10 protein-coding genes are annotated in these 13,156 nt (G+C 61.6%); 4 read left to right on the forward strand and 6 right to left on the reverse strand.

Annotated features, from left to right (window positions below):
- Positions 1 to 263: 263 nt before the first annotated feature.
- The 3 genes from QM780_RS05845 (at position 264) to QM780_RS05855 (ending at position 3,096) form a co-directional block, all read left to right on the forward strand.
- Complete coding sequence (locus QM780_RS05845; RefSeq protein WP_415069544.1) at positions 264 to 1,379, forward strand: WD40/YVTN/BNR-like repeat-containing protein; 1,116 nt, start codon at positions 264 to 266, stop codon at positions 1,377 to 1,379.
- Positions 1,376 to 1,672, forward strand: a complete 297-nt coding sequence (locus QM780_RS05850; protein ID WP_415069545.1) for a MoaD/ThiS family protein — start codon at positions 1,376 to 1,378, stop codon at positions 1,670 to 1,672. Before QM780_RS05845 ends, QM780_RS05850 begins: the two co-directional genes overlap by 4 nt.
- 140 nt (positions 1,673 to 1,812) lie before the next feature.
- Positions 1,813 to 3,096, forward strand: coding sequence for a cystathionine gamma-synthase family protein (locus QM780_RS05855; RefSeq protein ID WP_415069546.1), 1,284 nt, complete (start codon positions 1,813 to 1,815; stop codon positions 3,094 to 3,096).
- A gap of 18 nt (positions 3,097 to 3,114) precedes the next feature.
- On the opposite strand, the gene cimA is transcribed toward QM780_RS05855, so the two are convergent.
- The 4 genes from cimA to cysS form a co-directional block, all read right to left on the reverse strand.
- Entirely contained in the window at positions 3,115 to 4,746 is a 1,632-nt protein-coding gene (gene cimA / locus QM780_RS05860) for a citramalate synthase (RefSeq protein WP_415069547.1), read from the reverse strand.
- Positions 4,743 to 5,252: a GNAT family N-acetyltransferase gene (locus tag QM780_RS05865; RefSeq protein WP_415069548.1), complete on the reverse strand. Its 510-nt coding sequence runs from the start codon at positions 5,250 to 5,252 to the stop codon at positions 4,743 to 4,745. Before QM780_RS05865 ends, cimA begins: the two co-directional genes overlap by 4 nt.
- A 214-nt stretch (positions 5,253 to 5,466) precedes the next feature.
- Positions 5,467 to 6,639 (reverse strand): hypothetical protein, encoded by a 1,173-nt coding sequence (locus tag QM780_RS05870; protein ID WP_415069549.1) that lies wholly within the window; start codon positions 6,637 to 6,639, stop codon positions 5,467 to 5,469.
- A gap of 159 nt (positions 6,640 to 6,798) precedes the next feature.
- Positions 6,799 to 8,208 (reverse strand): cysteine--tRNA ligase, encoded by a 1,410-nt coding sequence (cysS, locus tag QM780_RS05875; RefSeq protein ID WP_415069550.1) that lies wholly within the window; start codon positions 8,206 to 8,208, stop codon positions 6,799 to 6,801.
- A gap of 371 nt (positions 8,209 to 8,579) precedes the next feature.
- Between cysS and QM780_RS05880 the strand changes: the two genes are divergently transcribed.
- Positions 8,580 to 9,716, forward strand: coding sequence for a DUF2865 domain-containing protein (locus QM780_RS05880; RefSeq protein ID WP_415069551.1), 1,137 nt, complete (start codon positions 8,580 to 8,582; stop codon positions 9,714 to 9,716).
- A gap of 101 nt (positions 9,717 to 9,817) precedes the next feature.
- Here QM780_RS05880 and gltX read toward each other — a convergent pair whose 3' ends face one another.
- Both gltX and QM780_RS05890 read right to left on the reverse strand, forming a co-directional pair.
- A complete protein-coding gene (gltX, locus tag QM780_RS05885; RefSeq protein WP_415069552.1) occupies positions 9,818 to 11,188 on the reverse strand; it encodes a glutamate--tRNA ligase in 1,371 nt (456 codons plus the stop codon).
- A gap of 218 nt (positions 11,189 to 11,406) precedes the next feature.
- On the reverse strand, positions 11,407 to 13,131 hold the full coding sequence (locus tag QM780_RS05890; RefSeq protein ID WP_415069553.1) for an NAD+ synthase: 1,725 nt from the start codon (positions 13,129 to 13,131) through the stop codon (positions 11,407 to 11,409).
- Positions 13,132 to 13,156 lie beyond the last annotated feature (25 nt).

The following is a 13,156-nucleotide window of genomic DNA, read 5'->3' on the forward strand; positions in this document are numbered from 1 at the left end:
CCGGTCGCCAGGCAAAGAACTCTTCCGTCATGCCGACGAAGGTCGGCACCCAGTCAAGCCTCTCCATCCGGCACGCTGCGGTTTGTCTGGATCCCGGCCTGCGCCGCGATGACGATGGCAATTGAAAAAGCCGTTCAATTCTTTTTTCCGATGCTCTGTCGGAACGAACGGCTGTCGTTCGTCTTGAAGTGGACGGCGCCCGGAAAAAGGCCATCAGTTGGGGCTATAAAGCGGATCGCCGGACAACGAGAACGGGAGGCAATATGACAGGCGTTCGATTGCTTGTAGGAACGCGAAAGGGCGCATTTATTCTCTCGTCCGACGGCACGCGCAAGAATTGGGATGTCAGCGGGCCGCATTTCGCAGGCTGGGAGATTTATCATCTTAAGGGTTCTCCGGTCGATCCCGACCGCATCTATGCTTCGCAGTCGAGCGGCTGGTTCGGCCAACAAATTCAGCGGTCGAGCGACGGCGGCAAAAGCTGGGAGCCCGTCGATAACAAGTTCGCTTATGACGGCGTGCCGGGGACGCATCAATGGTACGACGGGACGGCGCATCCCTGGGAATTCAAGCGCGTCTGGCATATCGAGCCGTCGCTGACAGATCCCGACAGCGTTTACGCCGGGGTCGAAGACGCAGCTCTGTTCCAGTCGAAGGACGCGGGAAAGTCGTGGGCGGAAATGCCGGGCCTGCGCGGACATGGGTCAGGACCCAACTGGCAGCCCGGCGCCGGTGGCATGTGCCTGCATACCATCCTTCTCGACCCGAAAAATCCGCAGCGCATGTTCATCGCCATTTCGGCGGCAGGCGCGTTCCGCACCGACGACGGCGGCGAAACGTGGCGTCCCATCAATCAGGGACTGAGATCGGAGTTCATGCCGGATCCGACCGCCGAGGTCGGCCATTGCGTGCATCGTCTCGCCATGCATCCGTCGCGGCCGGACGTTCTCTACATGCAGAAGCATTGGGACGTGATGCGCTCGGATGATGCCGGGAATTCCTGGCGCGAGGTCAGCGGCAATCTGCCGACCGATTTCGGCTTCGTCATCGATGTGCACGCACACGAACCGGAGACGATCTACGTCGTGCCTATCAAGAGCGATGCGGAGCACTTTCCGCTCGACGGCAAGCTGCAGGTCTGGCGCAGCCGTACCGGCGGTAATGATTGGGAATCCCTGACTCAAGGCTTGCCGCAATCCAATTGCTACGTAAACGTCCTACGCGACGCGATGTGCGTCGATACGCTGGACTCTTGCGGCATCTATTTCGGCACCACGGGAGGGCAGATCTATGCTTCCGCCAATGCCGGCGAAACTTGGGACGCGATCGTGCGCGATCTGCCGCCGGTGCTCTCCGTCGAGGTGCAAACGCTGATATGATCCGGGTCGTGCTGCCGTCACATCTCAGAAAGCACGCCAACATCAACGGCGAGGTGACTGTCCGGATCGATGGGCCGGCGACGCAGCAGTCGCTGCTCGACGCGCTTGAGACTGCCTATCCGGTCCTGCGCGGCACGATCCGCGACCACGACACGAAGAAGCGGCGGGCGTTTCTGCGGTTTTTCGCCTGCCAGCGCGATCTCTCGCACGAGGCGGCGGACACGCCGCTGCCCGACGAAGTCGTTCGCGGCTCTCAGCCGTTCCTGATCGTGGGGGCGATTGCCGGAGGGTAAGCGGACGTACGTCTGCAAAAAGAGAGACTCAGAAACGCTTTGCACGCGGTGCATGATGCAACCGGGGCATTTGACTTGCACCCGGCTGAAGTCGAACATGGCTGCCCTACATTCGATGCCCCTCCTGAGGTTCAACAGCCATGGCGCCTCCGCGACCTTCCAAGACGAAGCTTGGAAACCACAAGCTTCATCCCGAGACGCTGATGCTCGGATACGGATATGATCCGCTGCTGTCGGAAGGCGCCGTCAAGCCGCCGGTATTTTTAACATCGACGTTCGTGTTCAAGTCGGCGGAGGAAGGTCGCGATTTTTTCCATTACGTCGCGGGCCGCAAGCAACCGCCGAAGGGCACATCCGCGGGACTGGTCTATTCGCGCTTCAACCACCCCAACAGCGAAATCGTCGAGGAACGTCTCGCCGTTTATGAGGAAGCCGAAGCGTGCATCCTGTTTTCCTCGGGCATGTCCGCAATCGCGACCACGATCCTGACGCTGGCCCGGCCGGGAGACGTCGTCGTTCATTCTCAGCCACTCTATGGCGGGACCGAAACGCTGCTGTCGCGGACGCTCGAGCCGCTCGGCATTCACGCGGTGGGATTTGCGAACGGCGTCGACGAGAAAAGCGTACGCGCGGCCGTCGCCAAGGCCGAACAGAAAGGCCGTATCGCGCTGTTTCTGATCGAGACGCCGTCAAATCCTCTGAATACGCTGGTCGACATCGCGCTTCTGAAGCGCATCGCGGATCAGGTTTCGACGCGGCAAGGGCACAAGGCGCCGCTGGTTTGCGACAACACGCTGCTTGGTCCCCTCTTCCAGCGACCGCTGGCGTTGGGTGCCGATCTCTGCGTTTACTCGCTGACGAAATATGTCGGCGGACATTCCGATCTGATCGCCGGGGCGGTGCTCGGCAGTGCCGCATTGACGCGACCGGTGAAGCTGTTGCGCGGCGCCATCGGCACACAACTCGATGCACATTCGTGCTGGATGCTCGGACGCTCGCTCGAAACGCTGGAACTCAGAATGGAACGGGCCAACAAGAACGCGGGCGCCGTCGCCAAATTCCTGCACGGCAATGCCGCTGTAAAGAAGGTTCACTATCTGCCGTTTCTCGAAGCGCGGACGCCACAGCGCCGCGTCTTCAAGGCGCAATGCAAGGCGGCCGGGTCGACGTTTTCGTTCGACATCGCGGGCGGCGAGAAGCAGGCGTTCCAATTTCTGAACCGGCTGGAAATCTTCAAGCTTGCAGTCAGCCTGGGCGGCACGGAATCACTTGCCTGTCATCCGGCATCGACGACGCATTCGGGCGTGCCGGCGGACGTTCGCGCGGCGATCGGCGTTTCCGATTCAACCATCCGTCTTTCGATCGGCATCGAGCACCCGGACGATCTCATCGCCGATCTGGCGCAGGCGCTGTCGGCGGATTGAGTCAGCGGTGCGATCCGCTCAGCCCGCTCGGGCGTTGTCTTTCAGCAGCTTGTAATTGATCGAATCCAGCAGCGCTTCGAAGCTGGCGTCGATGATGTTGGGCGATACGCCGACGGTGGTCCAGCGATCGCCGGTTTCGGTGTCCTGGCTTTCGACGAGGACGCGCGTCACGGAGGCCGTACCGCCGTCGCGCGTTTGCGTCAGGATGCGGACTTTGTAATCGACGAGTTCGACATTCTCGATGTGCTTCTGATAGCGACCGAGGTCGCTGCGCAGGGCCTTATCGAGCGCATTGACGGGGCCGTTGCCTTCGCCGACCGACACGAGCGCTTCGTCGTCGCCAGCGATCGAAACGGTGACGACCGCCTGGGACACGGTGCCGTTGCCGTTGTGCGATTTCGACCGCTCTTCCTTGCGCTCGACGGTGACTCGAAAATTATCGACGGAGAAATAACGCGGCACGGTTGCGAGAGCGCGGCGCGCCAGAAGCTCGAACGAGGCTTCGGCCGACTCGTAGGAATAGCCCTGGTCCTCGCGCGCCTTCACTTCATCGAGAAGTGCCTGCACGCGCGCATCGTCCTTGTCCGATGGCAGGCCAAGGCGTTCGAGCGCCGAGGTGAGCGACGACCGGCCGCCCTGTTTCGAGACGAGGATGCGACGCTCGTTGCCGACGCTTTCGGGTGCCACGTGTTCGTAGGTCTCGGGATCCTTCAAAAGCGCGGAGGCGTGAATGCCAGCCTTGGTAGCGAAAGCGCTTTCGCCGACATAGGGTGCGTGGCGGTTCGGAGCCTCGTTCAGCACCTCGTCGAGGACGCGACTGGCGTGGGTCAGCGTCCGCAGCTTTTCGGGCGTGACGGCGGTTTCGAATTGGTCGGCGAACTCGCTTTTGAGCAGAAGCGTCGGGATGATCGACGTCAGATTGGCGTTGCCGCAGCGCTCGCCGAGTCCGTTGAGCGTTCCCTGGATCTGGCGGCAGCCGGCGCGAACGGCCATCAGCGTGTTGGCGACGGCGTTTTCAGTATCGTTGTGGGTATGAATGCCGAGGTTCGAGCCGGGCACGTGCTTGGCGACGTCGGCGACGATGCGTTCGACCTCGTGGGGAAGCGTGCCACCGTTGGTATCGCACAGCACGATCCAGCGCGCGCCGGCGTCATAGGCCGTCTTGGCGACAGCGAGCGCATAGTCGCGGTTCGACTTGTAGCCGTCGAAGAAGTGCTCGCAATCGATCATGGCCTCGCGCTGCGTCTCGACGACGGCACTCACCGATTGGGCGACGGCTTCGAGGTTTTCCTCGTTCGTAATGCCGAGAGCGACGCGGACCTGATAGTCGGACGATTTGGCGACAAGGCAGATGCTGTCGGCGGCCGACTGCAACACCGCCTGGAACCCTGGATCGTTCGAAACGGATCGGCCGGCGCGCTTGGTCATGCCAAAAGCAGTAAACCGCGCAGATTTGAAATCGGGACGCGCTGAGAACAGCTCGCTGTCCGTGGTGTTGGCGCCGGGATAACCACCTTCGATGTAATCGACGCCGAGGTCGTCGAGGACGCGCATCAGCCGGCGCTTGTCCTCGAGCGAGAAGTCGACGCCCGTCGTCTGCGCGCCGTCGCGCAGTGTGGTGTCGAACAGATAAAGGCGTTCCTTGCTCATGACGGTTTCGATGGCTTCTTGTCCGGGCTTTCGGCCAGCCGCTTTATCATGGTGGTGTTGGAAAGCCACTGGTCGTCGAGCGGGACAGAGTTGCGCTGCGTCGCGACGTAACCGCGGCGCTCGAAGAACGGCACGGCGGTGTCGCTGGCATCGACCGTCAAAGTGTCCGCGCCCCGCGCGCCGGCGATTTTTTCGAGTGCATCGGCGAGTGCGCTGCCTACGCCCTCACCTGCGTAGTCGGGATGTACATAAAGCATATCAATGGTTTTATTGTCCTTAAGGGACCCGAAGCCCAGGTATTCGCCATCGAGCTGAACGACTAGCGTCAAGGCTTCGGCCAGCCGCGATCGGAATTCGGCGGCGTCTTCGGCGCTCGCGGCCCAGGCGACCCTCTGATCTTCATCGTAGTCGTCGGCAGTCAGCTCGTCGATGGACTGGGCGAAGAGATCGCGCAAAGCCATTGTATCGGCAGGCAGAAAAGGGCGGAGCGGATAGTCGTCGGACATGGGCCAAAATGCTTCAGGGCCGGTATTGATGCCGGCCTTTTCGTATCGGAACGGACGTTATTGGAATGCAGCGTTCGGCCTAACCGCAAGCGGCCGGATGCGCAACCCCATAGTTGAGATATGAGAACGGGACCGGCTTCGAAGGATGCGTCAAAAGCTCTTCGATTTCATCGGTTAATTTGGATTGGAGCGGCGCCGGCGACCGTCTCTGCCGCTAGCGGACGGCTGCGGAACGGTCAGGTCCAACCCAGAGCTTCTGCCTGATAGTCCGCATCATTTCCTTTAGTTTGCGCTTGGTGCCACGGAAACGTCTTCTGCGTGATTGGATTTTTGCAGGATCGGCGGCTTTGACCACTTCATTAATGTCATCCCGATGGGTCAATTCGGCGATGCGGATGATCGTATCGCGGAGAGCGGGCATGATGTCGGGACCGGCGACTGCATCTTCCGCCGCTTCCTCTGCCGCGGAGACGTCGCTTGGGAACCATTTGTCCGAGAGGCGACCGCCGAAATAGCGCTCATTCATTTCGTGATTGGCTTCGCTGAAGCGCGTCTTGATCTCGGCGGCCTCGCGGCCGCTTAACAGTGCGCCGAGAGATTCGCCCTCCGGTATGCACGCGGCGATCAGGCGCCGGAGGTTCTGCGCCTCTCGCCAGCCATCCGGCGATTCCCCGAAGAGCGGCAGCGCACCATTGATGTGCCTTAGAACTTCGAGCCGCTGCAGATCGAGTGACTGATTGTAATCGCCGTCGAGGTGGGGATTATCCAGTTCGATCCCGAGCTGTTCGCAAAAGTCTCGCCTGATGTCGCGATCGGTCAATTGCGCCCGGTCGTACTCGCGAACGATCATATTTTCTGATCCGAAGACGCCGGCCCAGAGGTCGAGCGTCTTGAGGTGATTGAAGTAAGCGTCTTTCGGAGTAATGCCGTCGGCGGTGAATTTGCGGCGGTCGCCGCATTGCACGCCGGTCGACCAGGAGGCGAGAGCAAGCTCCGAGGGCTCGCGCGCGTAAAAGACGATCTTGATATCGTCCGTCGGCAAGGCCTCGCGAAGCGCCCGCAGTTGATCAGCGTCCCTGAGCCTAGACGATAAATGCTCGCACGATAAGATGAGGGTTCCGTCCGTAGTGGAACAGCGTCGCGTCAGCTCGGCCAGTACGGACGAGAGCACGTTTTGCCGCTCGCGACTGACAAACTCGACCTCGCGATCGATGAGGCTGGCCGCTACAGGAAAATGCGCGTCGTTCTCGAAGCAGATGTTGCCGGGCTCACAAGGGTAATAGAACCCGGCTTTGCGCAGCAATGCAGCATTCCGGCTCAGAAACGCTTGCAGCGTCGTGGTGCCCGTCTTCTCACCGCCAATGTGCACGAACGCTTGTCTGATCACGGTCGTCCCCCTCCGCGACATAGGAAGGATGGAGACATATATCGGAGGCTTATGTCAAATGGCCTATCCCGAAACGCAGGAACTTTTCCCCACGAGAAGACACTTCGCGACGACTATGGGCCGCCGGTGTGGCACAGGGGCCAGGCACGTCGGCGACGCTCAGCGCGCGACGTCCCAGGTCGTTTCGATCTCGCCGGTTTCCTTGTTTTTCGAGTCTTTGAGCGTGATGCCCATCGCCGCGAGTTCGTCGCGGATGCGATCGGATTCTTTGAAGTCCTTGCGCTTGCGCGCTTCGAGACGGGCGGCAATCAGCGGTTCGATCGTCGCCGCGACGGCCTGAGCGCTTTCGGCTGCACGCGCGTCCGCTGCCTTCAAAGATGTGCCGTCGAAGCCAAGGAACCCCAATGCGGCGCCAAGCGCTTTGACGTCTTTCGCCGCCGCAAGACCATGCAGCTCGGCAATGGCCTTGGGCGTATTGAGATCATCCTCGATTGCATCGAGCACCGATGGCACGACATTGCCGCGCGCATTCGCATCGATGCCGTCGAGCGAGAACCAGCCGGTCAAAATCTTCTGACTTTCTTCGAGGCCCTTCCTGGTCCAATCGATCGGCTGCCGATAATGCGTCCGCAACATGTTGAGGCGCAGCACTTCGCCCGGCCAGCCATCGTTCAGCAGTTCGCGAATGGTGACGAAGTTGCCGAGGCTCTTCGACATCTTCTCGCCCTCGACCTGCAGGAAGCCGTTGTGCATCCAAACGTTTGCCATCACCGCGGTGTTGTGGGCGCAGCGCGATTGCGCGATCTCGTTTTCATGGTGCGGGAACGCCAGATCGATGCCGCCGCCGTGAATGTCGAACACCGGACCGAGAAGCGCACCCGACATCGCCGAGCATTCGATGTGCCAGCCGGGTCGTCCTGGTGTTGTGATGCCGGCGGGTGACGGCCACGCCGGCTCGCCCGGCTTCGACGGCTTCCACAGCACGAAATCCATCGGCCCCTTCTTGTAGGGCGCAACCTCGACGCGGGCGCCGGCTTCCATCTCCTCGAGCGAGCGGTTCGAGAGGCGGCCGTAGTCAGCCATCGAGGCGACGTCGAACAGCACGTGATCTTCCGCAACGTAAGCGTGGCCGTTCCTTACCAACGCCTCGATCAGCGAGATCATGTCCTCGCCGCCTTCGGGGCGGCGGATATATTCAGTCGCGCGCGGCTCATAAGTCGGCGGCAGGACGCCGAGGGCATCGACGTCCTTGTGGAACTGCGCCTCGGTCGCTTCCGTCACTTTGCGGATCGCTTCATTGAGCGGCAGATCCGGATAATCGCGCGCGGCGCGGGCGTTGATCTTGTCGTCGACGTCGGTGATGTTGCGGACGTAAGTGACGTGATCGGGGCCGTAGATGTGCCGAAGCAGGCGATAGAGCACATCGAACACGATCACCGGGCGGGCGTTGCCGATGTGGGCATAGTCGTAGACGGTCGGGCCGCAGACGTACATGCGCACGTTCTTGCGATCGATCGGCACGAATTCCGACTTCTGACGTGTCAGCGTGTTGTAGAGCTTCAGTGCCAAAGCCGGACCTCGTACGTCTTCACCCGATTAGCGACGGCGGAAGTATGCCACAGCGGCGGCATGCGGGGATAAGTCTGCCGCCCGGGCCATATTGCTTGTCCCCAGGTCCGTCAAGCGCCTGAATATGCTGGCAAAACGCTAGCTGTCTCAATTGCTCCCAATTGACCGGCTAGCAAATCGCTGCTTAGGGTCCGGCAAGCACTGATTTGCTGCGCCGTCGGGCGTAGCGCGCCGCGTTCCTCCAGAGGCCTCGGGAAAAGGGTGAAGCAGGGAAGTCCAATCGGTTTGACCGTTCGGCGGCTGGTGATCGCACTGGCGGCGGTGGCGCTTGCCCTCGTTTTCGTGACGGAAGTCGCATCGGCACAAAGCTGGTGGCCGTTCGGCGGGGGGGAAATGACCGCGAGGACCAGAGCGACCGGCCGCCTGTCCCGCAGGAGCCCGTTTATCGGGAGCCGCCGCCCGCACCTGTTCCCCCTCCTCCCGGTCAACAGCAGACTTATCCGTCGGCACCCCCGCCCGCCCAAGTCCCTGGCGCTTCGACGGCTGCTCAGCCGCCGGCGCCCCCGGCTTGGACTCCCACCAAGAACCCGATCTGTCTGCAACTCGAACAGCGCCTCGTGCAGGAAAACCAGAAGAACGGCCAATCGCAGGCCGATCTGCCGCGCATCGAGGACGAAATCCGCCAGCTCGAACGCGTCGTCGACCAGACGGAATCGCGGCTCGATCACGGCTGCTATGAATACTTCCTGTTCACGAAGTCTCTGAAGAACAACCCGCAGTGCAAAGATCTCGCGCGCCAGGTGGATATTTCAAAGCGCAGGCTTTCCGACCTCGATGCGCAGCGCCAGGATATTCTCGGCTCGTCGGGCCGGTCCTATCAGAACGACATCATCCGCGAGCTTGCCCGCAACAACTGCGGCGCCAACTACACGGCGATGGCGCGACGTGCCGGCGGCGACAGCGGTGGCGGCGTGTGGGAAGATGAAGAATCCAGCGGCGGCAACACGTGGAACCCGCGAGCCGCGAACGGCGCGCAGACCTATCGCACGCTTTGCGTCCGCCTGTGCGACGGCTTCTATTTCCCTGTGAGCTTCTCGACGCTGCCGAGCCACTTCGAGCAGGACGCCGACGTGTGCTCGTCCCACTGTGCGGCACCGGCCGAGCTTTTCTACTATCCGAACCCGGGCGGCACGGTGGAACAGGCGGTGGCGATGAAGGATCAGTCGCCATACACCAAGCTCAAGTTCGCGTTCCGCTATCGCAAGGAATATGTGAACGGCTGCTCGTGCAAAGCCGCCGATTACGTTGCGCCCGAAGGCGACAAGAAAGCCGAGGGGCTCCCTCAAGGGGCCGACAATCAGCGGCGTGCCGATGCCGCACAGCGTGGCCCCGTGACGACGGGATCGACGGCGGTTCAATCCGAGACGCTGCCAGATGCTCAGCCCGCGGCCCAGGCGCCTTCTGTCGGCGCGGACGGATGGCAGACCGAAGCCCAGCCGCAGCAGTAGCGGCTGGCAATCTTGTCATCCTCGGCTTTATGCCGAAGATCCATTGTGCCGAAACATTGCTGCTTGATAGATCCTCGGGACAAGCCCGAGGATGACATGAGCTAGCCCGTCTTGCCCTCGAGACGGGCCAGGACGCGATCGCGGCCCATCAGCGGCAATAGAAATTTCAGTTCGGGGCCGGATTCTCGCCCGGTCAACGCAAGCCGCAGCGGATGAAACAGCGCTTTGCCTTTCGCGCCTGTCTTGGCTTTGACTGCGCCTGTCCACTCGGTCCAGGTCGTCTCGCTCCATGGTTCCGGCGGCAGGACTGACGCGGCTGCAACGGTGACTTTCGAATCCTCGATCACGGGTTCGATTTCGCCGGCGACGACATCCCACCAGGTTTTCGCATTGGCAAAGACGTCGAGATTGCCGCGCACTGCCTGCCAGAAATCCTCACGGCCCTCGATGCCCAGCGCGCGGAGGCGATCGGCGACGTCGGCGTAGTCGAGCATGTGCAGCAGCTTGCTGTTCAGAACCTTGAGATCGGCGACATCGAAGCGGCCCGGCGCGGTCGAGATCTTCGCGAAATCGAGTTTCTCGGCAAGCTCTATGCGTGACTTGAATGGCTCGATGGCGTCCGATGTGCCGACAAGAGCGGCGTGGCAAAGGACTGCCATCGGCTCGAGGCCATCATCGCGGAAGCTCTGGACCGAAAGCGCGCCCAAACGCTTCGACAGCGCGTGGCCATCGGCGCCGACGAGCAGCGAGTGATGACCGAATTCGGGCGGCGTTGCGCCCATCGCTTCGAAGATCGCGGTCTGCACGCCGGTATTGGTGACGTGATCCTCGCCACGCACGATATGGGTGATGCCGAAGGCGATATCGTCAACGACGCTGGTGAACGTGTAAAGATACGTTCCGTCCGCCCGGATCAGCACAGGATCGGAGAGCGAGCCGAGATCGACCGTCTGATCGCCGCGAATAAGGTCGTTCCACGAGACGAGCGTCGGCTGTGGCACGAGCCCTCGTCCCTCGCTGGTGTTTGGCAAACGAAAGCGCCAGTGGGGCTTTTCACCTCGTCCGATGCGCGTCGCGATCTCGTCGTCGGAAAGCTTCAGCGCGGCGCGATCGTAAATCGGCGGCTTGTGCATCGCGAGTTGGCGCTTGCGACGGCGATCGAGTTCCTCTTCCGTCTCGAAGCAGGGATAGAGCGCACCGCTCGCTTTCAAGGCTTCGGCGGCTTCATCATAGAGCGCGGTGCGATCCTGCTGGCGTGCCTCTTCATCCCAGGTGAGACCGAGCCATTTGAGGTCGTCGCGGATGGCGTCGGCAAATTCATCGGTCGAGCGCACAGTATCGGTGTCGTCGAGCCGAAGCAGAAAGGTGCCGCTATTTTTCCGGGCGAAGAGCCAGTTCAGCGCCGCCGTCCGGATGTTGCCGATATGGATGCGCCCTGTTGGGCTCGGTGCGAAGCGGACGCGTGGGCTCATTGGATGCTCGATCAAATCATCAAAATTGCGCGCAACCTACCGTGCGCACCGTCGAACGCAAGTTCTCTTCGTCATCCTCAAAGGCAAAGAGAACGCGAACCCTGCTTTTACGCCGTCATCCCGGCGCAGGCCGGGATCGAGACAAATTTCAGTATCGATTATTTGGATGCCTGTCTGGGTGCCGACCTACGTCGGCATGACGGAGCTCTCGTTTAGCGTCAGGCACTCTTACTACTCGCAGCCGACTTGGATACCGGAACGGTAGACTGTTCCGCTTGCCCCACATCCTCTCGAAACTTGTTCGTGATCGGGTAGCGGCGGTCGCGGCCGAAGTTGCGGGCGGAAATCTTGACGCCGGGAGCGGCCTGGCGGCGTTTATATTCGGCAAGATAGAGCAACCGTTCGACTTTCTTCACCGTCTCGACGGCGTGGCCGCGCGCGATGACGTCGGCCACCGGCATCTCCTTTTCGACGAGGCAGCTCAGGATATCATCGAGTTCTTCGTAGGGCGGCAGCGAGTCCTGGTCGGTCTGGTTGGCGCGAAGTTCCGCCGTCGGCGCTTTTGTCAGAATGCGATCCGGGATGACGATGCCCGCCGGCCCGCTCGCGCCGTCGGGAACGTGGGCATTGCGCCATCGCGACAGGGCATAGACCTCGGTCTTGTAGAGATCCTTGATCGGATTGAAGCCGCCGTTCATATCGCCGTAGAGCGTGGCATAGCCGACCGACATTTCGCTCTTGTTGCCGGTCGTCACGACCATGCCGCCGAACTTGTTCGACACCGCCATCAGGATCGTGCCGCGCACGCGGCTCTGCAAATTTTCTTCGGTGATGTCGGCGTTCGTTCCGGCGAAAAGATCCTTGAGGCCCCAGGTCAGGCCCGCGACAGCAGGCTCGATCGAGATCTTATCGTAACGGATGCTCAGCGCCTTGGCGCAAGCGGCGGCGTCCTCGAGACTGTCGTCGGAGGTGAATTTCGACGGCAGCATGACCGCGTGGACGCGATCGGCTCCGAGCGCATCGACTGCAATCGCGGCGACGAGGGCAGAGTTGATGCCTCCGGACAGACCGAGCACGACGCCGGGAAAGCCGTTCTTGGTGACGTAATCCTTCAAACCGAGCACGCAGGCTTGATATGCGGCGGCTGGACCTTCGGGGAGCTTTGCGATTTCGCTTCGTCGGCAATGCCATGCGCCGTTCGCGCGCGTCCATTCGGTAAGGACGATGGCCTCGCGCCAGGCGGGAAGCTGGACGGCGAGGCTGCGGTCGGCGTTGAGAACGAACGAGGCGCCGTCGAAGACAAGCTCGTCCTGGCCACCGACCTGATTGAGGTAGACGAGCGGCAAACCGCTTTCGATGACGCGAGCGACCGCGACATTCATGCGGTTGTCGGGCTTCGGCCAGTCGAACGGCGAGCCGTTCGGTGAGATGAGAATTTCCGCACCGGTTTCGGCCAGCGTCTCGACCACCTCTGCGCCCCAAATGTCTTCACAGATCGGCACGCCGATGCGGACGCCACGAACATTCAGGGGCCCCGGCAACGGCCCCGTCGCGAACACGCGCTTCTCGTCGAAGACACCATAGTTCGGCAGATCGACCTTCAGTGTCGTCGCCTGAACGATGCCGCCGTCGAGCAGAGCGACTGCATTGTAGACCTTCGCCCCTTGAGTCCAGATCGTGCCGATCAGGACGGCCGGACCATCGGCGCACTTTTCGGCCAGCCATTCGAGCTTGTCTTTCGTCGCCTGCAGGAACGCCGGCTTCAGAACGAGGTCTTCGGGCGGGTAGCCGTTGAGGAATAGCTCGGAAAAGACGACGACGTCGGCGCCGAGCTCTTTCGCCCGCGCGTGTGCATTGGCGGCGCGTTCGGCGTTTCCTTGTAGATCCCCGACCGTGGGATTGAGCTGGGCGAGAGCGATCTTGAGCGAAGCGGGTGCTGTCATGCCCGCTATTTAGGGGCCGCCGCGC

Origin of the sequence: Hyphomicrobium sp., assembly GCF_047600905.1 — a bacterium.
Classification (GTDB): Bacteria; Pseudomonadota; Alphaproteobacteria; order Rhizobiales; family Hyphomicrobiaceae; genus Hyphomicrobium_B.

Bases quoted from the DNA above. Each gene is read 5' to 3' on its own strand.
- QM780_RS05845 (WP_415069544.1), top strand. From the start codon at position 264: ATGACAGGCGTTCGATTGCTTGTAGGAACGCGAAAGGGCGCATTTATT.
- QM780_RS05850 (WP_415069545.1), top strand. From the start codon at position 1,376: ATGATCCGGGTCGTGCTGCCGTCACATCTCAGAAAGCACGCCAACATC.
- QM780_RS05855 (WP_415069546.1), top strand. From the start codon at position 1,813: ATGGCGCCTCCGCGACCTTCCAAGACGAAGCTTGGAAACCACAAGCTT.
- cimA (WP_415069547.1), bottom strand. From the start codon at position 4,746: ATGAGCAAGGAACGCCTTTATCTGTTCGACACCACACTGCGCGACGGC.
- QM780_RS05865 (WP_415069548.1), bottom strand. From the start codon at position 5,252: ATGTCCGACGACTATCCGCTCCGCCCTTTTCTGCCTGCCGATACAATG.
- gltX (WP_415069552.1), bottom strand. From the start codon at position 11,188: ATGAGCCCACGCGTCCGCTTCGCACCGAGCCCAACAGGGCGCATCCAT.
- QM780_RS05890 (WP_415069553.1), bottom strand. From the start codon at position 13,131: ATGACAGCACCCGCTTCGCTCAAGATCGCTCTCGCCCAGCTCAATCCC.